We start from the raw sequence: 23,314 nt of genomic DNA, 5'->3' as shown, positions 1-23,314 counted from the left end.
TGCTTACGCTCTGCGGTGGGGTAGTTGCTTGTTGTAATCGCGCGTCAGTTTTACTAGGCGCTTGTTGTCGTTCCTCGGTATTAATTAAGACGCGAGTGTTCATAGTTGAATCTCCAAATCGGTTACGGCTTGCGATACACACAGCTGAATAAGTTGCTCGGCACTATCGGATAACTCGCCGGTGCGGGTATCGCGCACTACGCCCCGCTTTTTCACACATTGGCATTGATGGCAAATACCCATACCACAGCCATACGTTACAGGCTGTTTGGCTTCTTGAAGCTGCGAAAGCAGAGATTTCTGATTATTCACCGATAAATGCTGGCCGTTGTGCATCAAAGAAAAGGTTTCTTTTTCGCTCAAACTTCCAATGTTCACAGTGGGCAATGCGGCAAAATGTTCACTGTCTAACGTTGCCCTCACCAGTTTTGCTACTTCACGTACCTGCTCGTACATCGCTTTAGGGCCACACACCAACCAGTGGGCATCAGCAAAGTGGGATAGGTAATCCTTTACATCGCCATCTTTTTGTCGAGTTAACACGGCAAAAGTAAAGTTGTTGGCGCGTTTTTGAAGTGCTAGTAATTCGCTTTGCAACACGTGCTCGTTGGGTTTTGCAAAGTAAAGCAGATGAACAGGTGCGCGGTGTATTAGCTTATTTTCATTGGCGTCTTCAAGCATAGCGATAAACGGCGTTATGCCTGAACCTCCAGCCACCATAAGTACGGGTTTATCGGTATTAGGTAAGGTGAAATTCCCCTTAGGCGCTGAAATATTCACCCATGTATTGGGTGTTACCGAGGACAGGTACGGGGTAAGTGCACCTTCGTTATTGACCTTAGTGATAAGCCGAATATTTTTCGTTTCGCGGTGAAAGCTTGCACCACAAGCGACGGTAAATACACGGGTAGTAAGCCTTCCATTCACTTCAATGGTTAGCGCGATATGTTGCCCTGCAATATGACTAGGCCAAGCTTTTTCGGGCTTTAGAATAACTTCCAGCATGTCAGAACTAAGATTTCTGACAGCTTCAACTTGCGCTCTGTAATAGCCATCTCGCCACGCAGGTTTAAACTGCTGTATAAGCACTTCCCAATATCCTCTCCATGAATTGTGATGGAGCAAGCGATGGGCTAGATTATCGAGTAATAGTTTCAACGTTGAGATCACACCTATTAATTTTTCAAAACGGACTTAACTAGAGAGTAAAAATAATTTAAGCGTACAAGTGTATGCTCAGTCAGCGCACAAGTGTAAGCTTAAATTTATTCTCGTCAAGTGAATAGTTAAAAATACGTACTCACGCAGGTTGATTTTTGGCAGGTAGGTTTTTGTAAGGTTTGTAATGGTAGTTGACTGGTGCTGCAGGAACGTTATGAATTCGAGGAAATAATTGGCATTTCGATTAAACCCGAGTTTTGTTCGAAGCGCTACGAGTTCATAAAGCTAGCGCTCTTTGAGCCGTAGCCCTGAGCATAGCCACATGGGAAGCCCAGCAATTGCGGTGTTGGCAGATAATTTCGCGAAGAAAACCGGCCTTCCTTCTAAGAAAACCGTCTTTTTAATGCTTAAGTAGATGTCGAGCTGGTTAAGACGCTGTATTGAGCTAGATATGAATGAGTAGAAGTTAGGATGTACTCGGCCTAGTCTAAAGCGTTATTTTCTTCTCGTACTTTTAACGTAAGCTCGCTGTTTTGGGGGCTAATGGAAAAGTCGAATTTTCCTAATATATTCATTCCTAATAACCCATCTGCGTTGGGTAAAGCGTTTGTTGGTAGCACTAACGCAGAAACGTCGTTAAATCGATAGCCAGCAAAAAGGAAACTAGGTATATGTACCAAAGGGGCATTAATGGTGCCCGACGCGGTATTTACGTCAAAGTTACCAATAAAAGTAAGGCGTCCCAAACCGCCTAATCGGTTGAATAAGTCCGTGGTGATAGCAGTAGTGCTTGCTCCAGTATCTAACACCATGTCGGCGGTTTGATTGAGTGCTTCAACGTTTACCCGGTACTGATCGCCTTCTCGAAGGAGTGCCACGCGAGTAACGTCCTTACCTAAAAGTTCACTTCTTGGCAACGTCTCGTCTGTAGCAACTTCATTGTCATAGTTTCTTTCTCTATATGCGATATTTCGTATAGCATTGGCGGCGTTATCATCGTAAGCCAAGCTTGCAAGAACATCTTCCATTAAGGTTATTTTTTGCTGTCTAGCATAAGCTTCGGCAAGTTGAAGCGTATATCGTCTGTTATCAGGCACTCGCTGGAACAAAGGTTCGTTCAAGCTTGCCACTAAATCCCACTGCCTATTTGCTTTAAGCTCTTCTTGCGCGTTGTCGTATAGGCTAGTAATCCGGCTTTCAACGTTATCTTGCATGTTAGGTGATAATGGTAGTTCAGCTAAATCGTGAAAATAAATAAGCGCTTCGGATAATGGCTGAGTTCTTAATACCAACTCGGCTTCTAACAGTAAAAGATCTTCATTGTTAGGGAAGCGCTGTAATTCATAGTTCAGTTGTTGATTAAGGAGTGCGTAGTTACCGCTACTTAACAGTTGATGTAATGCATCAATGTTCGTTTCAGATATACCTGCCTCACGGTATGCTCTCGCATTATTGGTTGACGAGATAAACCCCTCGCTAGGATCTTGGCCGTTAGTTGACGTTGAGTGCCCAGTACCTTTTTCATTCGCAGCGTTTTCTTTGTATGCAGCGTTTTCATAATCAGACATGCTATTTGACGTAGCTATATCTACAGCCTGGTTTAATGACAGCCATAAATAGCCGTTCAGAAATACGGATGCAGCAAGTACCACAACTAAACATGCTAATAGCCCTTTATTCATAATTAAAAACTCCGTTGGGCTTCGCAATTAAAAATTGGGTTCAATACATGCTTTGCCATAAATCACCTTAAAGGGTTCAGGCAATCGCTTAGGAGAGCCAGTATCTAAACTCACGCAAACAAAGGTGGTTAAAGCTTCAAATACGGTTTTTTGTCTGCGCTCACAAACAAATTGAAAGTGTCGTTTTAGGGTTAGCTTGTTATCACAACTCACAATCCACGTTGCACATTGTAGACTGTCACCTTCGTGAGAGGGCAGGTGGTAATCAAGTTCATGGCGTTTAATCACCATGGCGCGGTTGAGCGACTGATAGTCAGAAAACTGCAAGCCAAGTGAATTGGAATGGGCCCACGCCAATGCTTCTACTTGGGTTAAGTAAGCCACATTATTAACGTGGTTATAGTGATCTAAGTGGCTAGCATCTATTTGCCAAGATTTGATAAAGGGCGATTCATATCGCCATGGTAATAAAGACTCTGGCATTCGGGGTAAACTCAGTTGCTACCTTGGTGCGACTCTATAAAAGCCCACATCAGGTGGTTAAATTAGTAGAAACGATAGGAAGCGGGTTATCTTCTGGCAGAGGGACTGATTCATCAAACAACGTATGCATAAGCACTTCTTCTCGTTCGAGTACAGGATGAATAAAGCTTTGCACATCGCCAATGGCTTTAAATGAGTGGAAACCATTTTCTAGCAATTCGTGAAGCGACAATAAACCAGCTAATTTGGCGGGGCGTCTTGATAAGCTAATCAACATACCGATTCCCCTAATTTTAATCACATCGCCGAGTTGATCGCCAAGGTGTGCAATAATATCGAGTTGGCGTTGCCTGTCTTGCTGCCGGCCCGTATTGCGGTAGGCTAGGGCGTAGCTGTCACGATTTAATGGTGCTCCTTTGAGTTGATGTACCATTTGCATATCTAAATCGAATGACAGGGCGTTAAGTGCCAACGCATCATTCATGGCGTTCATGGCTTTGTCGGGAAGCACTTTGGCAAGCTTGGGGATCACCCTAACTAAGTCAGCGTCACGCTGGCTGAAATCTTTTGGGCCATACAGTTCATCTACAAAAAATTGCATGGCTTTTTGATAGCGCGCTTGTTTGGCTAAATCATCGTGAGACACCAGCAAGCGCTCGCATTGCCAATGCTGAAGTTCGTGAATATTATCCATAATACCCACTTTAAGCGCTAGGTCTCGAAGCGCATTCACTCTGTGTATATGCTTAACGATATTCTGTGACACGCAAATAATATCCTTCCGTAGTGCTTTAATACTAGCTTGACGCAAGCGAGTGGCGCATGCAAGCCGCTAAGCCTATTCCCGCCATATTTTCACTGTTATAATACCCGCCCTTAAATGTATGGCTAACGGGAAACGTCTTTGAATTTTAGTACTCGGTGCAATCTAACTCGGCTAACTTATTCACTCGCTGCTGGAGTTATTCTGCGTGGCGAATGAGATAGACCCTGACGTACCTGCGCTTATTACTTTGTTTAACAGCACCTTTACCGACTTTCAAACGAAGCTGGTATTAGGTGATGACGAGCCTGTTTATCTTCCTGCCACTGAAGATATTCCTTATCATCGCATTGTGTTTGCCCACGGCTTCTTTTCCAGCGCGCTGCATGAAATTGCCCACTGGTGTGTGGCAGGTGAGAAGCGTCGTTTGCTCGAAGATTACGGTTATTGGTATTGCCCTGATGGGCGAGATGCCAAACAGCAAGCCGAATTTGAAAGTGTAGAGATTAAGCCGCAAGCTATTGAGTGGGCGTTTACCGAAGCCGCAGGGCGAAAATTTCAAGTGAGTACCGATAATTTAAATGGTGCAGAGCCCGATAGAAAAGGTTTCACTAAAAATGTAGAAGCCCAGTTAGCGTGGTATAAAAACAATGGCTTCCCCCCAAGGGCGGCACGCTTTATCGATGCTTTAAAAAAACACACAGAAATTAACGGGAGCGCAGTAACCCAATGAACAAGCCGGTATTTCGATTAGGTGTGGTAGTTAACCCTTTTGCAGGTATAGGCGGCGCGCTTGCATTAAAAGGCAGTGACGGTGCCGATGTGCGTGAAAAGGCGTTAGCAATGGGCGCTGAAAAAAAAGCTAACGAAAAAATGGCCAATGCGCTGTCTATAGTAGAGGGCTTGTCAGAACAGTTCACTATCGTTACCGCCGGTGGCGAAATGGGCGAAGACGTGTGTGCTTCTTTAGGTTTACCCTTTGAGGTGGTGTACAAGAGTGCATCGCAACAAACAGAAGGGGAAGATACCGAGCGTGCCGTACAGGCTTTTCTTAGCTGTAATCTTGATGTTATTTTATTTGCTGGTGGCGATGGTACTGCCCGCAATGTATGTAAAATTGTGGGTGACAAAGTGCCGGTGCTGGGTGTGCCGGCGGGATGTAAAATCCATTCGGGCGTTTACTGTGTTACCCCGTCTGCCGCAGGGCAGGTTATTAGCCAAATGATCAAGGGCGAAATTGTCAGTGTGATGGAAGGCGAAGTACGAGATATCGATGAAAACGCATTTCGAACCGGAAAAGTGATAGCAAAACACTATGGCGAGATGCGAGTACCCGCCGAACTAACCTACGTGCAAGCAGTAAAAATGGGTGGTAAAGAGGACGAAGCGCTCGTCCTCGATGACATTGCCGCTACCATTAGCGAATTAATGGACGACAACACAGACACCTATTTTGTTATGGGGTCGGGCTCTACCGTAGGCGCGGTTATGGAGTTTCTGGGTTTAGAAAATACCCTACTAGGTGTTGATGTGTTGCAAGACAAAGCGCTTGTAGCCAGCGATGTAACTGCATCTGAATTGCTTTCGCTTACCCAAGGAAAGCCAACCCAAGTGGTGTTAACCGTTATCGGAGGGCAAGGGCATATTTTGGGGCGTGGAAATCAACAGCTTAGCCCAGACTTTATCCGCGCTATTGGCAAAGAAAATATGCGGGTTGTTGCGACTAAACAAAAGTTACAATCGCTTGGTAATAAACCATTACGATTAGATTCTGGCGATGCTGAGTTAGATGCATCGCTACAAGGTGCGTTCACCATTATTACCGGTTACAAAGACAAGGTTCTTTATAACGCCGAATAGTTTTAAAGTTTTAGATTACGTTTAAGAATAGGAGAAATACGTGTTACCTCCGGCTTCAGCCCCCCAACAAGTAGTAAACCAAATTGCAGCGATAGAGGCTGCGTTAGATGATGTAGTTAATCATGGTAGTGACGATGAGCTGTTTACAGCCAGTTACTTACAAGGCCATTTCGCCGTGGTGTCTCGTCAGCTAGAAATGCAAAGCAGCGCAACTATGCAGCAACTAGATTCAGATATGGCAGCAAGCTTGCAAGCCGCATTTAACAACAAAGAACTAGAGGGCGATGATGCTGCGCAGGTTAAGAGCCTTTGGTCACGATTATTTGACCAGGCGCGCAGCTAAGCGCCAAAATGTCGCACAACAAAGCGCTATGCGTGGAATCTGGAAACGGAATAATTATCCGGCAAATTACGCCTGAAAGCGGCATGGCTTTGCCGCTTAGGCACCCTCACTTTCTCTCAATCGTTGGTGTTATTTTAAACACCCAGCCACGTTGATTGGCGTTCCTTTTCTAAAGGTTGCTAACTACAATACATTCTCTCTAAGCCCCCAAGTAGCGGAGTAATGCGGCGTACGGCTGTGTTTTATAGGCTTTCTGACATCGCTTGCTTTAGCTCGGCACTTGTTAGCGTTAACCTTTTTTCAGTCTTTATGCGCTACATGACACGCCCCCACAGGTTGTGGTGCGAATATTGCTAATTCTTGTTGTTGACAAGAAAAGACAAGTAGTGTGACACAACGCGCTTTTTACAAATGGCTTATTTCTAGGTGAATATATGTTCGGTTTAATTCAACTTGCGAGTTACAAGCGTAGCGCTAGTAACACACCCAAAAGAGCAAGGTACTGCACGGTGCGCTGTACCTTTCGCTGTATTTTGCGCAACACTTCGCGAGCGATTTCTGCCGGATTAATACTTGCCATCATTGGCGGCTGTCAATCGTCGAACGACCCTAAAGCCCAAATGTCACAGTCTGATCCCTTGGCGATTCCAGCCCTTGGGAATGTTGAATATCACACCTACATTTTAGCCAATGAGCTGTTTGCCGATTTGCGACCTTCTAGGCAAGCGCGCTATGCCGTGGCGGGATTTGTGCCTGTTGATACCATGAAATACAACAAGAATGATCAACATCCATTGATGATGTTAGGGCATCAATTAGAACAGGGTATGATGACCGAAGCCACAAAACGTGGTTTTACTACTCAAGAATTTAAGCTTTCGAACGATATAATTGTTAATGACGAAAGCGATAGAGTACTTACGCGCAATATCGACCAATTGTCCGATATCGAACGGGTCGATTTCTATATAACAGGTACCTTGGTTTACCAACAGTCTGGGGCTGTGGTTAACGCAAGAATTATCAATGTTAGAAATAAAGACGTGGTGGCGGCAGCTACCCGCTTTTTTCCCGCTGAGATTTTCTGGGAAGAAGAGCGAGTGACGAGCCGTAATGGTCGACTGTACAGAACTGAAGGTGGAAGGTAACGGGATGAACGCACTATTTAAATGCACGGCATGTATCCTAGCAATATCAACGTTAACCCTGAGCGGTTGCTCTATGATGTTAGGCGAAGAAGAAGTGGCAGTTGAAGAAACGTCTCGACCGGCCATGAATGTAGTAGATATTATGGCGATAGACCGTCCTTCACCACAAAAAGAAGACGACGAACAGTCAGACGAGCAAGAGGGAATGGATGCTTTCGGCGCCTTGGGCCAACCTACACTTTATTCGAGTGTTCAAGGGGCCTATAAAGGGCGACCGCTAACTAAGCATATTGGTGATTACGTAAAAAATATGACCCAAGACCTTATCGCGAACATGGAATATGTGAATGAAAAAACGCCTATAGGCGTAACGCATTTCGCGCTTATTGATACCAATCTTCAAGAAACGGATTTGCTTGGTAAGCAAATGGCAGAATCATTTGTTCACGAGTTACATAAATTTCGTGTGCCCGTTATCGATTTTAAAGCCACAGACTACATTCGTATTACCGACGGTGGCGACTTCGTTCTTAGCCGCGACTATTTAGAGTTAAGCAGCAGTTTACCCATAGATTACGTACTTACGGGCACCATGGCTAAACACCAAGGCGGCGTGTTAGTTAACGCCAGAATATTAGGCATAGAGTCTCGCGCGGTAGTGGCGAGTGCACAAATGCTGGTGCCATTTTATGTGGTAGAAGCGTTGATCCCTAGCGACGGTAGCCAAAAGAACGGCATGCGTGATGGCGTTAAATTAAGTAGAGGTTAATCATGAAAAGGCTTATTGCTTTGCTGGCAATGGGGTTAGTCGCTAACCTCACCGCGTGTACCAGTACTGAATCAATCGGCTCTTTTTGGCTAGGTGATGACGGAGAAATTTCTCACTCCGCTGAGCCTGTTCCTGTGCCAAGGGGATCAGGCCTTGAGTACCACCCAGACTCTCGCGACCGTGAATACCAGCAGCATGTTGCCGTAGACCCAGGCTACAGAGACCCATTGCACCAAGGATTTTCTCCTTCACAAACCCACAAACGCTTAAATGACTATGCATCGCAATTGGCGATGGACTTAATGGATAACGCAACCCGCCTTACTCAGCAAGACATGGTGGGGGTGACCAGCTTTGTGCGCCTGAATGAATCTTTAGGCGATAGCACGGTGTTAGGAAATCAACTTTCTGAATACCTTATTGCCGAACTTCAAGATTTTGGGCTAGCCATTGTTGACTTTAAAATGGCTGGTGGCGTGACAGTAACGCCCTTTGGTGATTTTGTATTAAGCCGCAAAGCGAATGCACTGGCCAAGCAAGTGTCGATGGACCATGTAGTGACAGGCACTATTATTGAAGACGACAGGGGCGTTCGCATTAATGCCCGTATTGTTTCAATGCAAAACAAGCAAGTTGTTGCCAGTGCGAATATCTATATTCCCGCGTTCATCGTGACCGATTTAAATAAAGGCTTAACGGCGCAGGTGCCAGTACAATAACGGGTTACGCATCGGTGAGTTTCTAACTGCCGGTGACAATCGAATTAAACAAAAAAGCGCAGTCTGAAGTGGGCCAGTAAAATAGGCGTTCAGCACTGCGCTTTTTTATTGCAGCTTAAAAAATTGCAGCTTAAAAATAGCGATAAAAGCCATCGCTATTCATCAAAGATATTTCGTATACAGTCTCTCACCATAAACCGTGCAGGATGTACCGCTTGGCACAAATCATTGTTTAGCGGCAAAGGCTCATGGGTTAACGTGCTTGCTAATAATTCCGCCATTAAAGGCGCGGTAGTGAGGCCGCGTGACCCTAAGCAGCATAATGTGCTTACTGGAGTTGCTGGCAACGGGGCAGCGGTATAAAGCGGCTTACCTAACGACAACCCAACATATTGAGTTTTAAGTGCCGAAAAATCTGCAAGCATACCAGACACAGGTTGATGATCTGGTGAACCTAACCGCGTGGCAGCCCTTGCTTCGCCATCATGCTCGAGCTGTTGTACAACATCAGTATTCGCCATGGCTTGCTGGTGGGTTTGCAGGTTTTGTTCACTTTCCTGAGCTCGTACTTCTGTAGATAGGTCGTTTTTGATGTAGGTTGAGCCAAGCGCATGGCGGTTATTTAATGCTGGAGTCATATAGCCTTTGTGGCATATCACAGTGGTTAATGCGTTTATGGGCGCTTGAGTAGTAATGGCTTCTACTTGCCCGCGCACGGGGCGCAGCGGTAACGAAGCAAAGGCACTACTGCCCACAGCACCAGCACCTGTGGCCAAAATAAGATGATCAGCATACAAGGTCTTATTATTTGATGAATCCTCTATGCCCGCCGTTACACTAAACTCCACGGCAAGGTGGTGTGCTTGGGCAAGCGCATCCGATAATGATGTTTTGTCACTGTCATTCAATACAGTGTGAGAAAGGTACTCATGGTGACATAATACGGTCACATCTGCGTACTGTTTTGCTTGCTCAATTAGCGCACGCACTAAGTCAGGTGGCGATATCCAGCCCCCTTGCTCTATAAACAGTCCATCATAAGGTAAGGCGATGCTCGCTTTTTCCGATAGCGCCTCAGGGCTTATTGGTTTGATTAACGCCTCTGGCCATACACCATTAGCCACCAGTTTTTTCTGCCGAACAGCGACCTTCTCGTTAAAGTTAAGCTGCGCAACACCGCAAAAGTCGTATGCCACAGTCGTTTTTTTCAACGCAACGTTTGTTGAATCTTCTTGCTCATCAAGCAAGGTGTGGTAAATATGCGAAGCATACAAAAAGCTATGCGCTTGGATACGGCTGGCAATACTGGCCTCGGAATGAAGCTGAGGGAAAAAACCTCCTTGTGGGTTGCCCGATGCGCCTGTGGCTAAAGCCTCTTGATCATGACATACCGTAACGTTAATGCCACGCTTGGCTAAAGAAAGTGTCACCGTTGCTGCCGCAAGGCCATTGCCCACCACAATAACGTGGCTTTTAGGAGCAATAGCAGCTTGATTGTAACGATAGTAGGGGCCTTCGAAGGCACGCTTTTCAGCTAATGTCGACGCGGCTTCTGTTTCATAAACACCCACCAACATATCGCGTTTTCTACCAAAGCCTTTACGTTTTGATACGGTAAATCCAGCGGTAGCCAACCCGCGCTTTACAAAACCCGCCGCTGTAAAGGTGGCAAAAGTAGCACCTACTTTAGACAATCGCGCCATTTGCTCAAATAACGTGTCGGCCCACATGTCAGGGTTTTTACTGGGGGCGAAGCCATCTAAAAACCATGCATCAATCAGCCCAGCTGTTGGGCTATGCCATTGAGGCAATAAATCGTGTACATCCCCAATCCACAAATCCAACGTGGTATCAAATTCATCGAAATGACGCCTATGGCACCCATCTAGCTCCATAGGATAGCGCGTACTTAATGCGCCAGCTTCTTCTTTCAAAGCGGGAAATGCCAGTAATGCCTTTTCCATATCTGGTTTGGGTAGTGGGAATTTTTCCGTACTTAAAAAGAATAATTGTTTAAGCGGGTGGCTGGGATTGGCGTTTCTAAAGTGTTTAAACGCTTGCATGGCAACCAGAAAGTTAAGCCCAGTGCCAAAGCCGGTTTCAGCAATCACAAAGCTAGGGTTGCTATGTGCCAGCCAACGTTCAACAATGCTATTTCCACCCATAAATACATATTGGGTTTCATTAATACCACTGTCATTGGAAAAGTATACGTCGCCAAAATGGTCGGCGACAGGCGTGCCGTTTTCATTGAAATGCACGCTTGCTTGTTGAGATTTCACCGGTGTAATTTAACTCTTTATGCGGTTGATAACTAACTATTCAAAGACTATCTGATTGCGACCTTGTTCTTTGGCTTTATACAGCCTCTCGTCGGCGACCTTGTAGATTTCAGACAATGCTTGACCATTTTCAGGCCAGCGGGCCACGCCGATACTTACGGTCATTTTAGCGTCAAAGCCTTCTGCGTTTAACGTGTGTTCAACTGAATGCCGTAAGCGCTCTGCAATGCTATGTGCTTGAGAAGGCGTAACATCGGGTATAAGTAAACAAAACTCTTCGCCGCCGAATCGAAAAGCCCAATCGTTTCGTCTGCGCATACTATTGATAATACGAGATACGTCAACAAGTACTGCATCGCCCACGCCATGACCATATTTGTCGTTCACCTTCTTAAAATGATCAAGATCGACTAACACCATAGATACATTTTTTTGTTTCTCGGGCAATGTTTCGCAGAGCATGTCGAAAATAGAGCCTAGAAGCAAGCGGTTGTTCAGCCCTGTAAGCGGGTCTAATGATGCCATTTCCTGCAACCGCTTCACGGTTTGAGCCCGCTTTTGCTCGTAGGTATACGATAACGCCCAAATAGCAGTCAGGGTTAGCGCAATGTTTACAATGGCAATGACAGGCGTGTCGGGGTTATGCACGATATGTCGGTATGTCAGAATACTGCAGCCTGAAAATACATATAAGACAGAGTAGATGGTGCCTAATTTGGTACCCAACAGCAAATAGGAAAGAACTGGCACAATGAATAGCCAACTGTACAGTGCTGAGGTAAATGAGGCAGAAAGAATGCCAATAAGAATAACCGTATACAGGGCGAATAAAAATACGGAAGACCATAATTTTAAGTTCGGTGTCTTTTTATGAATCGCTAGAATAGCGAGGGAAAGAAAGACAACCAGCAACTCAACAAAGGCCAATACTTTGTGGCCTACAATCCAGTTATTGATAGTAAAAATGACACCTGCAACAATGATAACAAGTAGAACAACTCTTAATACCGTACGACGAAACTCAAGTTCGTTGCCCCAGAAGTTAGAAGTGGCCATGGTGATGTGTATTCCCGCACAAATTTTACTAAAGATTTTTATGTTATAAGAACTGCACGCAGTAGAACGCGCTGGTGAATAGTGATAGTACACAATTTTATCTGAATTGATTCAAAGAGTTTATCTTAATTGTTAAAGATAGACGAATGGATAAGAGATGTGAGCAGTTTTGTGAAGTTAAACAACTATATCGATACCCATCAATACAGTTGCCTTGCCATAGACCGAATGAACTGCTTAAAAATTTAGTGAAGCTTTTGTGAACTTGCTATTTTCTTCTAGTATTTGAATGTGCCTTTCATGATACATTGATTGAAGCAATTCACGTGGCGCAAAAATAATTAAAGCAAATGCATCAGGATGCGGTTAGAAAAAGTGAAGTGCTGGGTCTTAAGCTGCAAAGCAGACCACTTTACCAATCAAAATCGTTACCATAGCCGCATCAACGCAAAGGGTAAACTATGAGAAGAGCAGTTATCACCGGTCTTGGAATTGTTTCAAGTATCGGCGTCAATAAACAAGATGTACTTGCTTCATTGCAAGCAGGTAAGTCAGGTATTACACACTCTGAGCAGTTCGCTGAGATGGGCCTAAGAAGCCAAGTGTGGGGTAATATCGATATCGACCTTAAAGAGCACATCGACCGTAAAGCTATGCGGTTTATGGGTGATGCGGCGGCCTATGCTTATGTTGCAATGCAACAAGCCATTGAAGATTCAGGCCTTGAAGACAGCGACATTTCTAACGATCGCACCGGCATTATTGCTGGCTCTGGCGGCGCGTCTTCTGAAAACCAAGTACTTTCGGCAGACATTCTGCGTGAAAAAGGCGTAAAACGTGTGGGGCCGTACATGGTTCCTCGTTGTATGGCGTCTACGGTTTCAGCATGCCTTGCCACGCCGTTTAAAATTCGCGGTGTGAACTACTCAATTGCGTCGGCATGTGCAACCAGTGCTCATTGTATTGGTAATGCCATGGAGCTTATTCAACTGGGTAAGCAAGACGTTGTATTTGCAGGTGGCGGTGAAGAATTGCACTGGGCACTGTCAAGTCAGTTCGACGCCATGGGCGCACTGAGTTCTAAATATAACGACAACCCTTCAGTAGCATCACGTACTTATGATGCAGCACGCGATGGCTTTGTTAGCTCTGGCGGCGGCGGTATGGTTGTGGTTGAAGAGCTTGAGCACGCATTAGCCCGTGGCGCAAAAATCTATGGTGAAGTGGTTGGCTACGGCGCAACTTCTGATGGCTTCGACATGGTAGCACCATCAGGCGAAGGCGCAATCCGTTGCATGAAAATGGCCATGCAGAATGTATCTGCACCCATCGACTACTTGAACACCCACGGTACTTCAACACCTGTAGGAGATGTGAAAGAACTGGCGGCTATACAGGAAGTATTCGGCCAATCTGGTGTGCCAATTAGTGCAACAAAATCACTAACGGGTCATGCATTAGGTGCAGCTGGCGTTAACGAAGCTATCTATAGCTTGTTAATGATGGAAAATAATTTTATTGCGCCATCAATTAACATCGACACGCTAGACGATGCCGCCGCTGGTCTCGACATTGTCACACAAGCACGTGAAGCAACGTTGAACACGGTTATGTCTAATAGTTTTGGTTTTGGCGGTACTAACGCAACGTTAGTGATGCAGCGCTACCAAGGCTAGACTATAACGATAAGCAAGTTCGTATCGGACTTGTTGATATACTTGATGGGGAGCTTGATTTTCCCCATCGAGTTAGTAGTTTTCACCTGCTATCTTGCCGTTCGTACCTGTGACTATCTAACTATCACGCCTCATCTACAAGCAGCGCGAACAAAGCCTTTGGTCGACTGATGGTTATTTTTCCATAATGTAAATGCAGTAATCCTTGGCTTTGCAAGTCGCCTAAGAGTTGGTTCACCGTTTGTCGGCTACTGTTTATCATTTGCGCTAAAGATTCTTGCGATAACGTTAAGGTAATAGCGTTGTCTTGGGGGAGATGCTGGCCGTAACTGGTGGTTAGCATCAGTAGGCGCTTAATTAACTGGTGTTGTAAGTTTAGCCCAGCGCTGGAATCGATAAATTGAAATGCACTTCTTACTCTTGAACACAGCAGGCGGGCAAAGTGTGGGTAAAGCTCAGGGTGAGCCTTTAATACTGCGTTAAACGCACCTTTTGGGATAACCGCAATCACAGTATCGATTTCACACACACTATTGTGAGTGCGGGGTAAATCGTCGAAAAGAGAAATTTCACCAAACCACGTGCCAGGCCCAAGCAATGCAAACAGCATTTCCTTGCCATTAGCACCAATATTCATTACACGCAGGCGGCCTTCGCATACGCCATAAAAACCAATGCCTTCCTCGCCTTTAGCATGCAGTTGTTGACCTACTTTTAAATGACGAATACGTACCTTAGCAAGCAAGGCGCACTGCAAGTTTTCAGGGAGTGAAGAAAACCACATTGAGCTGGTTAAAACGGTTGAGTATTCTTGAGTTAACATTTTCATTACAGTGTCGTTTATCCGACAGTTTAGCCTGTAAATTAGGCGTAAGGTAGAAAAAAATGTAGGAGATGAATTATGAATTCAGAAGTCAAAGCACAGGTGAGTGAACAAGAGTGGCAAACCCGTGTGGATCTAGCGGCGTGCTATCGTGCAGTGGCCATGTACGGTTGGGATGATTTAATTTTTACCCATATATCTGCAAGAGTGCCAGGGCCCGAGCATCATTTTTTGATAAACCCTTACGGCATGATGTTTGATGAAGTCACAGCGTCAAGCTTGGTGAAGGTAGACTTACATGGCAACAAGGTCATGGAAAGTGAGTACGACATCAACCCCGCGGGCTTTACTATTCACAGTGCGGTGCACGAAGCTAGAGACGATGCGAAGTGCGTGATGCATTTGCATACTACTGAAGGGGTTGCACTTTCAGTATTAGAGGAAGGATTACAAGCGTACTCACAGCAGTCTTTGTTTCCGTTAGCCTCTTTGTCTTATCATGCCTATGAAGGCGTAGCCTTGAACCCTGATGAGAAAGCGCGCCTAGTACGCGATTTGGGTGAGACACAATTTATGATTTTACGGAATCACGGCTTGCTTACCTGTGCCGACACCATTCCCGATGCGTTTTTGTTTATGTTCATTTTTCAGCGAGCTTGCGAAATCCAGTTAAAAGCTCAGGCCACAGGCCAGAAGTTAATCCCTATTCATTCTGCTATTTTGCAAGGGATCCGCGCACAAGCGTCTGAAGTTACAAAACAAGCGGGGGGAAGCCTAGCGTGGCCAGGAATTAAGCGGCGGGTTGCCCGACGATTCCCTGGTTTCGACAAATAAGCGCTAAAGTAGACTAAAAAACTGTATTGATTCATGGTGCTCAAGGTTACTAATCCAAAGGATTGAGGTAAACTTAGCATCATGAAAATACTCTTTGAAGATACAATTCCTTTAGGCCGTGAATACTTCAGCGGCTTAGGCGATGTTAGCAGTTATGCATGGCAAACCCTTACTCCGGAAGATATCAAAAACGTAGATATCTTGGCTGTGCGTTCCACTACCAAAGTCAATGAAGCCTTGCTTAGCCAAGCGTCGCAACTCCAGTTCGTTACCACTGCCACCTCTGGCACTAACCACATGGATAAAACCTGGCTTAATAGTCAGGGGATCAGCTGGAATTCCGCGGGCGGTTGTAACGCCGTTGCCGTGGCCGAATATGTACTTAGCGCATTATTTTTGGCTGACCAAGCAGGTAAGATAGACATTAATGCTATTACCGTGGGTATAGTGGGGGCAGGACATGTAGGCACGGCCTTGGCTAAACGATTAGCGGCATTGAACATTGAATATAAGTTGTGCGATCCCCCATTAAATGAGTCGGATGACCCACGCAGTTTTGTTGGTTTTCAAGACATTATCGATTGTGATGTGATCACGCTTCATGTGCCCTATGTGAAGACAGGCAACCATGCCACGGGTAAGTTGATTAATGCTGATGTGCTAGGGCAACTAGGGAGTAATCAGTTGCTTATCAATGCATGTCGTGGTGAGGTGATTGATGAACAGGCTTTGTTAAATCGGCTGAAACAACCAAACGCGCCCTCGGTGGTGTTAGATGTGTTTGAAAATGAGCCCGCCATCAATCTTGAACTATTGCAATATTGTTGGCTTATGACACCTCATATTGCGGGGCATTCAGTAGAGGGTAAAGTGCGAGGTACTCAGTATGTTTACGAACAAATATGCAATTTGCTGAAAGAACCTTGTACTAAAACTCTCGGCGAATATTTATCCGCTGTTGAACCCATAGAAGTAGAATTGACCTCAGCATCAGCTTCCACATTGTCGAAACAAGATTTAATAGGCTTAATGCTAAAAGTTTATAGCTTGCGTGTTGACGATAAAGCATTTCGAGAAGGGGTAGGGGATGTATCGAGGCAGAAAAGTGAAAGTGCGAATAGCGAAAAAATTTCTGCCTGCATTAGCCACACCTTTGCTACTATGCGCAAAAGCTATCGGGTAAGACGGGAATGCAGTGCGTATACGCTGATATTGCCCAGTAACACATCAGATGAAATTAAACAGCAATTGAGAGGGTTAGGCTTTTTGTTGCAAGCCTAGCTTGCCAGCCTAACGTCTTCTATTTTTAAGCAACACTATTAGCAGGAGAAACAACACTTATGTCACAAGCCTTTGACGTTGCCGTATTAGGCGCGACCGGTCTAGTTGGGCAAACCATGATAGAACTACTGGCAGAGCGTGGCTTTCCAGTAAATCGTTTATATCCACTAGCCAGCAAACGTTCAGCGGGAACCAGTATTAGCTTCAAGGGCGAAGATGTAGAAGTGTTGGATGCAGATACGTTCGATTGGTCGTTGGTACAATTTGGCTTTTTCTCTGCAGGCGGCAGTATTTCTGCTGAGTTTGCGCCACGTGCCGCTGATGCAGGGTGTATCGTTATCGATAACACGTCTGAATTTAGGTACGAGCCAGACATTCCGCTTGTCGTGCCAGAAGTTAATGCCCATGTACTGGCTGATTTTCGCAATAGAAACATTATTGCCAACCCTAATTGTTCAACCATTCAAATGATGGTGGCGTTGAAACCAATACACGATGCTGTGGGTATTGATCGTATTAACGTAAGTTCGTATCAGTCTGTATCTGGTGCAGGAAAAGAAGCGATGGAAGAGCTGGTGAAGCAAACTGCTAGCCTGCTAAACGCGCGAGAGCTAGAAACAAAAGCGTTTAGCCGTCAAATCGCCTTTAACGTTATTCCTCAGATTGATGCGTTTCAAGACAATGACTACACCAAAGAAGAAATGAAAATGGTGTGGGAAACACAAAAAATTATGGGCGATGACAGCATCTTGGTTAATGCAACGGCAGTAAGAGTGCCAGTATTTTACGGGCATGGTGAAGCCATTCACTTAGAAACTCGCGCTCCAATTGATGCTGAACAGGTTAAGCAATTACTTGCTGATGCACCAGGCGTAAAAGTTTATGATGCTGCCGATCAGTTTCCTACCCAGGTAAGCAGTGCCAGCGGCAATGATATGGTCCATGTTGGGCGTATTCGAAACGATATTACTCACCCTTGTGGTCTTAACCTTTGGGTTGTGTCAGATAATATCCGTAAAGGTGCGGCGACAAACAGTATTCAAATTGCTGAAACCTTAATTCGCGATTACATGTAATCATAGGGCTAAGTAGGCAAAACCCAAATTAGGGCATTTAACATTGATTTCGCCGAGTAAGTAAACATTTTGCTTGCTCGGCCGATAAGCAGTTATATCGATATTCAACAAATAGATACCGAAAACAGAAGGGCTAACTAGATTGCCTTTAATAACTGGTTTATAGTTTCTTAAACCAGATTACAAATACCGTCGACCCAAGTGGTGTTGTCAATACATCAGCGAAGGTTAAAAATAGCGGTAAGCAATGTAGAAAATCTGTATTGATAGGGCATTTTCATTCGTGCGCAGGCGCTATCAAATGATAAGAATAAAAAGCTGAACCCGTTTGCAGCATTTAAGTGCAAATTAGAAGAGGTTTAGCTACGAATCTCCACCATGACACTTGGTGGTGTTGACGCTTGAGGGCATATAGGATTGCTATGAAATTGCATTTGACGGGCTTAGTTTTACTTACTTTATGTTTACTAGCCCCCCACAATAATGTCGATGCACAGGAACGCGCTACCCTGCTGAAAGGGCCCAAGAACGCGACCAGCCAGTATTCTGGATTAGAATACGGCCCCATTGATTCTCAAGATACTCTTTGGCGTATAGCCGAGCGCTATCGCCAAAATAATAACCTGTCGGTTTATCAGGTTATGTCAGCTATTTATGAACTAAACCCCAATGCATTTGAACAGCAGAACTTAAATTTACTGGTTGATGGTTCAGTACTGAAATTGCCATCAGAACGGTATATTTCTCGTATCGATGCTAGGCAAGCACAAATACGCGCAGAAAGTGACGAGCGAACCTTTGCTGAGTTGCTAAACAAACCTGGTAGCAGCGTACGAAATATCAAACCGCCTGCGCCTTTGGTGAATCAAAACGATTTAAGCCAAACCCAATCCAATATTGAACAAAAAATTACGCGTTTAGACCAAGAGCAAACCCGTCAGTTTGATGAACTTCGGATGCAATTTGCTGCGTCATTAGAAAACGTAGAAGCTTTATTAAATGAAAATCGCAAACTGTATGAGCGGGTAGACGAGGTTAACGGTGAACTTCAAGAGCTTCGTAATCAGGTTGAAGGTGATGTTAAAACACAAATAGATACGCAAGTTGCGCTGCAACAAGAGTTGCTCGAGATGATGAGAGCCGAGCAAATGCAGCGAGAAGCGGAAAAACAAAACTCGATGTGGAGTTCGCTTTCTAGCCCAATGCTTCTCATTATAGGCTCCGGCATTATTACCTTATTGTTGGTCGGCGGACTGATTGCTTGGTTATTGAAACGTAAACCGGCAGAAGCTACACAAACACCAGAAGTTCAAGAAGTTTCTGATGATGTGCCAGTGCCCGATACTGACATGGCCGATTTGGCCAATGCGCTGGAGCCAGATCTTGGCGATAGCATGGAGTTGACGGATGACGATCTGTTTAACGACGACGACTTGCTTGATGATGTGCTTACGTCTGAGTTAGAAGAAAGCCTTGATGATGATTTAGAAACCTTTGGCGACCTCGACGATGACATGCTGGTGCCGGAAGATGATACCGATGATTTATTTGAGTCGGGCAGCGATGAACTCGATCAGAATGAGCTCGACAGTTTGTTCGATGATGATGATTTGTCCGATAAGCTCAGTGAAGATGACAATAACAGTTTAGAAGGGTTTGATTTATCTGGTGATGACGATGATTCACTTGATACCGAGCTTGATACAGACCTAGGTGTAGGCGAAGCACAAGATGAAAACGATATTGAAGAAGCGCCAGATGCGTCTGAACCCGATGCCTTAGATGACGACTTTGATATCGATGATATTTTAGATGGTGCAATGGCTGAAACTGCCACGAGTGACGAAGTAGACGACATTTTCGAAGCAGCACAATCAGCTTCGAATGAAAGCGAAGAGGATATTGCCACCTTACCCAGTGTGGATGACGAAGACGAAACGCCTGAAATCAGTATTGATGATTTGCTTGAACAAAATGCACCAGAGCCCACGCTGCTTGATGAATTAGACAGTAAAGATGAACTTATCAATGAAGAAATGATTGATAAGCTTGATGATGAAATTAATCAGCAGAATCAAGAACTCGATCGAATTACCGATGATTTGCTCAACGAGATTGAGCAAATCGAAATGATGGGTGGCCTAGATGAAGGCGACGAAGACAGCGAAAGCGAAGAGGATGCAATAGAGTCTGTTGCATCAGCACCTTCACCACAAGCTATTCAAAGCCTAGACAGTATTACTGGCGACTTAGAAGAAATTGATGTTGAAGACATGGAGAATGCAGAGGATTTCTCTGATCCATTGTCGGATGACTTAATTTCCGAATTGCAGGCTGAAAGCGAAGAAGAGCTAGGATTCGATGAGAATGCATCTGAGGAAGAGACTGATTCTGAGGTAGAAGAATCCGCAGATGATGATTTTTCTGACCCTGTTACAGATGACTTACTGGCCGAGCTTGAAGCAGACATTGAATCGGATGATGACGATGTTGAGCCTGAATCAGCGGACGCTGAGATGGATGGTGAATCAGACAATGAAAATGCTGATTTTGACGATCCGTTAACCGACGATTTGCTCGCAGAGCTCGAAGCGGGTATCGAGTCGGAAGATGATGCGTTAGCGCCCGAAGCAGCAGATGAAGCTGCGCCTGCCTTCGACGAGAATGGCGATTTTGATGACCCGCTTACTGATGACTTATTAGCAGAGCTAGAAGCTGAAAATCAGCCAGATGAAGCGCCTCATGACTCCCCAGAAGAAAACCCTGTAGTTGCTGAAAACTCTGAGGCCGACAGTGACATTGATGATCCGCTTACCGATGATTTACTCGCTGAGCTAGAAGCAGATATTGAATCAGATGAAGACACAAATTCCGGCGATGCGCTTGCAGATGAGCTTCTCGCTGAACTTGAAGCTGATATCGACAGCGACATCGAAGAAGCTCCGTCCGATGCGCCGTTAGATAATGATGAAACACTATCAATTGACGACCTGAGCGATGAAACCGATGCGCTAGAGAATGAAGTCGTTGAAAATGATACCTTTGAAACTGTAAACACAGACAGTGAAATCGAGCAGCAAGAAACGACAGATTCTGACGAGGCTGGCGAAGCACCTGTTGATGAAGCGCTTGCTGACGAAGAACTTGAGGTCGCTGCACTAGCACCAGAGCCCGAAGAATTAGCACTAGACAATGTAGATGATGCGGCTGCCGAAGAACTGCCAGTTGAAACAAACCCCACCGATGAAGAGCTTGCATCAGACGAATCTGATGACGCTGCACCAGCAACAGAGTCAGAATTTGCCGAACTAGATGAAGCGCTGGAAGATACTCCAGCAGAAATTACGCCTGAAGATGAAGATAACGCCGATGGGCAAGATGAAATCGATACGCCTATCGAAGAAGCGATAGAGGATGCTGGGTTAACAGTACAGGAGCCAGCAGAGTCACCAGAAGAGTCATCAGAAGAGCCAGCAGAAGCACCGGCGGAACTAGAACAAGAGCCCCTCCCCAGTGATGACGCTGTGCAGCCTAAAAGCGACGGTGAAAGTGAAACTCACGATGCTTTAGCAGATGAATTGTTAGCGGCCAGTCACGCCGATAGTGATTCAGAGGTTGAGCTTGGTGTTGATAAGCCGCTTCCAGCAGACGAAAATGCAGATGAGTCAGTTTCAGACGAATCAGAAACAGACGAATCAGAAACAGACGAATCAGGTACTGATGAATTGGATTTAAGCGATGATGAGCCGTCAGACGAACTTGAATCTTTAGGTTCCGCTGAGCAAGTCATTGATGATCCAGATGCAGAAATACAAGATATAGCCTCGTTAGAAGAAGCCGAGTCAGAAGATGACATTGACGGGTTTAATGAAGACGAAGTATTAGATGAAGCACCGCCAGCTGAAGCTCAGCTAGACTTTGATGATGATGATGATGATGATGATGATGACAGGGACGATGCTCTCGAATCTGCTGAACCCGAAAGTGTAGAAGTAGACGGTGCCCACAGCGACGAAGAAAGCAACAGCGATGTAGAAAGCGACAGCGATGAAGAAAGCAACAGCGATGTAGAAAGCGACCGCGACGAAGAAAGCGACAGCGATGAAGAAAGCGACAGCGACGAAGAAAGCGACAGCGATGAAGAAAGCGACAGCGATGTAGAAAACGACAGCGATGTAGAAAACGACAGTGATGAAGACGAGTTACTGACTGAGGACTTACTTTCTGAGCTTGATTCTGACATTGAAGCGGGCCTAGAGGTTGCGCCAGATGAGCCTCAAGTTGATGAAATTAATGAAGATAACTTAGAAGATAACTTTGACATCGAGCCCGATGCTGATGAACGTCTTGCCGAAGCCGAAGCCGAAGCCGAAGCCGAAGCCGAAGCCGAAGCCGAAGCCGAAGCCGAAGCCGAAGCCGAAGCCGAAGCCGAAGCCGAAGCTGATCCACTTGATGATGCATTGGCGGCGTTTGATAAACAAATGATGGATGATATTCCTACATTTGGTGAATCGAGCGATGATGTTGAAGAGCCAGAGCCAGAGCCAGAGCCAGAGGCCGAAAGCAACGATTACGATGACAGTATTCTTGATAGCGCATTCGATGAAATTGATGAATTTGAATTAGAGCATGAAGTCGATGGCTTGGTGGCAGAGCCTTTAGCCAATGAAGAGCCCTTAGCGAATGTAGACCCTTCTACCGATGAAAAAGATCCTAGCGACTTCGACGAGCTAGAAGATGTGCCAGGATTAGATGACTGGTTGTCGGGAACTGAAGAATCAGAACAAGAAGAGATATTTGACGATTTAGATGGTGCAGAATTTGATGAATTGCTGCAAAGCATCGAATCAGAGCAAGAAGATGAACCAAGTATTGAAGCGAATACCGCTGAATCGGCAGAGAGCCTAAATCTTGAAGAAGGCCCCGAGCCTGAACTTAAGCTCGACAACCCAGACTTAGATTTAAGTGCACTATTAAACGATGTGGAGCGCGATGCTGAAACCGAACCACGTACACCGCCAGAAGATTTCTTGGATGTGGAAGCGCTCATGGATGATGGCGAAGATAACGAGATAGATCCAGACAGTGCAGAACTTGATTTAGATGTAAGCCTTTCTGATTTCACCGGTGTTAATGATGCCGATGACGTCATTGATATTGATAAAGATGCTGGGCAAAACGCGAACCTCGACCTCGCACGGGTTTATCTAGAAATGGATGATATCGTTGCTGCGAAGGAATTACTCGAAGATGTGATGAATCTGGGTAGTGAAGAGCAAAAGCAAGAAGCTGAAGGTATTTTAAAATCCATCAGTTAATTGCATGTTGAGTGCGGTATGACTACACTTAGCGGCTTTT

The 23,314-nt window shown here is 45.3% G+C and carries 18 protein-coding genes; 11 read left to right on the top strand and 7 right to left on the bottom strand.

Annotation, left to right across the window (positions count from 1 at the left end; translation table 11 throughout):
* Positions 1–99: 99 nt before the first annotated feature.
* From FLAVO9R_RS12720 to FLAVO9R_RS12705, 4 genes are all read right to left on the bottom strand, one after another.
* On the bottom strand, positions 100–1,158 hold the full coding sequence (locus FLAVO9R_RS12720; RefSeq protein ID WP_232370643.1) for a flavin reductase family protein: 1,059 nt from the start codon (positions 1,156–1,158) through the stop codon (positions 100–102).
* 485 nt (positions 1,159–1,643) lie between these two features.
* Positions 1,644–2,843 carry a retropepsin-like aspartic protease family protein gene (locus tag FLAVO9R_RS12715; RefSeq protein WP_159531870.1) on the bottom strand — a complete coding sequence of 400 codons (1,200 nt, stop codon included), beginning with the start codon at positions 2,841–2,843 and terminating at the stop codon, positions 1,644–1,646.
* Positions 2,844–2,870: 27 nt separating this feature from the next.
* The gene (locus FLAVO9R_RS12710) at positions 2,871–3,326 is read right to left on the bottom strand and encodes an acyl-CoA thioesterase (RefSeq protein WP_159531868.1); all 456 of its coding nucleotides are present in this window, start codon (positions 3,324–3,326) and stop codon (positions 2,871–2,873) included.
* Positions 3,327–3,375: 49 nt separating this feature from the next.
* Entirely contained in the window at positions 3,376–4,092 is a 717-nt protein-coding gene (locus FLAVO9R_RS12705; protein ID WP_159531866.1) for an FFLEELY motif protein, read from the bottom strand.
* A 205-nt stretch (positions 4,093–4,297) separates the two neighbouring features.
* Between FLAVO9R_RS12705 and FLAVO9R_RS12700 the strand changes: the two genes are divergently transcribed.
* From FLAVO9R_RS12700 to FLAVO9R_RS12675, 6 genes are all read left to right on the top strand, one after another.
* Positions 4,298–4,822, top strand: a complete 525-nt coding sequence (locus tag FLAVO9R_RS12700; RefSeq protein ID WP_159531864.1) for an elongation factor P hydroxylase — start codon at positions 4,298–4,300, stop codon at positions 4,820–4,822.
* The gene (locus FLAVO9R_RS12695) at positions 4,819–5,949 is read left to right on the top strand and encodes an ATP-NAD kinase family protein (RefSeq protein ID WP_159531862.1); all 1,131 of its coding nucleotides are present in this window, start codon (positions 4,819–4,821) and stop codon (positions 5,947–5,949) included. The genes FLAVO9R_RS12700 and FLAVO9R_RS12695 overlap by 4 nt, the downstream gene beginning before the upstream one ends.
* 40 nt (positions 5,950–5,989) lie before the next feature.
* Positions 5,990–6,292, top strand: a complete 303-nt coding sequence (locus FLAVO9R_RS12690) for a YfcL family protein (protein WP_159531860.1) — start codon at positions 5,990–5,992, stop codon at positions 6,290–6,292.
* Positions 6,293–6,726: 434 nt separating this feature from the next.
* A complete protein-coding gene (locus FLAVO9R_RS12685) occupies positions 6,727–7,440 on the top strand; it encodes a FlgO family outer membrane protein (protein WP_159531858.1) in 714 nt (237 codons plus the stop codon).
* Positions 7,441–7,444: 4 nt separating this feature from the next.
* Positions 7,445–8,209 carry a FlgO family outer membrane protein gene (locus FLAVO9R_RS12680; protein WP_159531856.1) on the top strand — a complete coding sequence of 255 codons (765 nt, stop codon included), beginning with the start codon at positions 7,445–7,447 and terminating at the stop codon, positions 8,207–8,209.
* A gap of 2 nt (positions 8,210–8,211) precedes the next feature.
* On the top strand, positions 8,212–8,928 hold the full coding sequence (locus FLAVO9R_RS12675) for a FlgO family outer membrane protein (protein ID WP_159531854.1): 717 nt from the start codon (positions 8,212–8,214) through the stop codon (positions 8,926–8,928).
* 155 nt (positions 8,929–9,083) lie between these two features.
* Here FLAVO9R_RS12675 and mnmC read toward each other — a convergent pair whose 3' ends face one another.
* On the bottom strand, positions 9,084–11,210 hold the full coding sequence (gene mnmC, locus FLAVO9R_RS12670) for a bifunctional tRNA (5-methylaminomethyl-2-thiouridine)(34)-methyltransferase MnmD/FAD-dependent 5-carboxymethylaminomethyl-2-thiouridine(34) oxidoreductase MnmC (RefSeq protein ID WP_159531852.1): 2,127 nt from the start codon (positions 11,208–11,210) through the stop codon (positions 9,084–9,086).
* Positions 11,211–11,246: 36 nt separating this feature from the next.
* The gene (locus tag FLAVO9R_RS12665) at positions 11,247–12,266 is read right to left on the bottom strand and encodes a GGDEF domain-containing protein (RefSeq protein WP_159531850.1); all 1,020 of its coding nucleotides are present in this window, start codon (positions 12,264–12,266) and stop codon (positions 11,247–11,249) included.
* A 461-nt stretch (positions 12,267–12,727) separates the two neighbouring features.
* Here FLAVO9R_RS12665 and fabB point away from each other — a divergent pair, with 461 nt between their 5' ends.
* Positions 12,728–13,942 (top strand): beta-ketoacyl-ACP synthase I, encoded by a 1,215-nt coding sequence (gene fabB, locus FLAVO9R_RS12660; protein ID WP_159531848.1) that lies wholly within the window; start codon positions 12,728–12,730, stop codon positions 13,940–13,942.
* 124 nt (positions 13,943–14,066) lie between these two features.
* Here fabB and FLAVO9R_RS12655 read toward each other — a convergent pair whose 3' ends face one another.
* Positions 14,067–14,771, bottom strand: coding sequence for a Crp/Fnr family transcriptional regulator (locus FLAVO9R_RS12655; RefSeq protein ID WP_159531846.1), 705 nt, complete (start codon positions 14,769–14,771; stop codon positions 14,067–14,069).
* Positions 14,772–14,843: 72 nt separating this feature from the next.
* Here FLAVO9R_RS12655 and FLAVO9R_RS12650 point away from each other — a divergent pair, with 72 nt between their 5' ends.
* From FLAVO9R_RS12650 to FLAVO9R_RS12635, 4 genes are all read left to right on the top strand, one after another.
* On the top strand, positions 14,844–15,599 hold the full coding sequence (locus FLAVO9R_RS12650; protein ID WP_159531844.1) for a class II aldolase/adducin family protein: 756 nt from the start codon (positions 14,844–14,846) through the stop codon (positions 15,597–15,599).
* An 81-nt stretch (positions 15,600–15,680) separates the two neighbouring features.
* Positions 15,681–16,880 (top strand): 4-phosphoerythronate dehydrogenase, encoded by a 1,200-nt coding sequence (locus FLAVO9R_RS12645; RefSeq protein WP_159531842.1) that lies wholly within the window; start codon positions 15,681–15,683, stop codon positions 16,878–16,880.
* A gap of 59 nt (positions 16,881–16,939) precedes the next feature.
* Entirely contained in the window at positions 16,940–17,956 is a 1,017-nt protein-coding gene (locus FLAVO9R_RS12640) for an aspartate-semialdehyde dehydrogenase (RefSeq protein WP_159531840.1), read from the top strand.
* A 422-nt stretch (positions 17,957–18,378) separates the two neighbouring features.
* Positions 18,379–23,274: a FimV/HubP family polar landmark protein gene (locus tag FLAVO9R_RS12635; RefSeq protein WP_159531829.1), complete on the top strand. Its 4,896-nt coding sequence runs from the start codon at positions 18,379–18,381 to the stop codon at positions 23,272–23,274.
* Positions 23,275–23,314: the final 40 nt, after the last annotated feature.

It is taken from the genome of Alteromonas sp. 38, from assembly GCF_902506055.1.
GTDB classification, from domain to species: domain Bacteria; phylum Pseudomonadota; class Gammaproteobacteria; order Enterobacterales; family Alteromonadaceae; genus Alteromonas; species Alteromonas lipotrueae.
Note: the sequence above shows the minus strand (reverse complement) of the source record. Positions and strands in the feature narration are given on the sequence as shown.

What these genes read in the sequence shown, in the direction of transcription:
- FLAVO9R_RS12715 (WP_159531870.1), bottom strand. Translation starts at nt 2,843, where the DNA reads ATGAATAAAGGGCTATTAGCATGTTTAGTTGTGGTACTTGCTGCATCC.
- FLAVO9R_RS12710 (WP_159531868.1), bottom strand. Translation starts at nt 3,326, where the DNA reads ATGCCAGAGTCTTTATTACCATGGCGATATGAATCGCCCTTTATCAAA.
- FLAVO9R_RS12695 (WP_159531862.1), top strand. Translation starts at nt 4,819, where the DNA reads ATGAACAAGCCGGTATTTCGATTAGGTGTGGTAGTTAACCCTTTTGCA.
- FLAVO9R_RS12685 (WP_159531858.1), top strand. Translation starts at nt 6,727, where the DNA reads ATGTTCGGTTTAATTCAACTTGCGAGTTACAAGCGTAGCGCTAGTAAC.
- FLAVO9R_RS12680 (WP_159531856.1), top strand. Translation starts at nt 7,445, where the DNA reads ATGAACGCACTATTTAAATGCACGGCATGTATCCTAGCAATATCAACG.
- FLAVO9R_RS12675 (WP_159531854.1), top strand. Translation starts at nt 8,212, where the DNA reads ATGAAAAGGCTTATTGCTTTGCTGGCAATGGGGTTAGTCGCTAACCTC.
- FLAVO9R_RS12665 (WP_159531850.1), bottom strand. Translation starts at nt 12,266, where the DNA reads ATGGCCACTTCTAACTTCTGGGGCAACGAACTTGAGTTTCGTCGTACG.
- fabB (WP_159531848.1), top strand. Translation starts at nt 12,728, where the DNA reads ATGAGAAGAGCAGTTATCACCGGTCTTGGAATTGTTTCAAGTATCGGC.
- FLAVO9R_RS12655 (WP_159531846.1), bottom strand. Translation starts at nt 14,771, where the DNA reads ATGAAAATGTTAACTCAAGAATACTCAACCGTTTTAACCAGCTCAATG.
- FLAVO9R_RS12650 (WP_159531844.1), top strand. Translation starts at nt 14,844, where the DNA reads ATGAATTCAGAAGTCAAAGCACAGGTGAGTGAACAAGAGTGGCAAACC.
- FLAVO9R_RS12645 (WP_159531842.1), top strand. Translation starts at nt 15,681, where the DNA reads ATGAAAATACTCTTTGAAGATACAATTCCTTTAGGCCGTGAATACTTC.
- FLAVO9R_RS12640 (WP_159531840.1), top strand. Translation starts at nt 16,940, where the DNA reads ATGTCACAAGCCTTTGACGTTGCCGTATTAGGCGCGACCGGTCTAGTT.
- FLAVO9R_RS12635 (WP_159531829.1), top strand. Translation starts at nt 18,379, where the DNA reads ATGAAATTGCATTTGACGGGCTTAGTTTTACTTACTTTATGTTTACTA.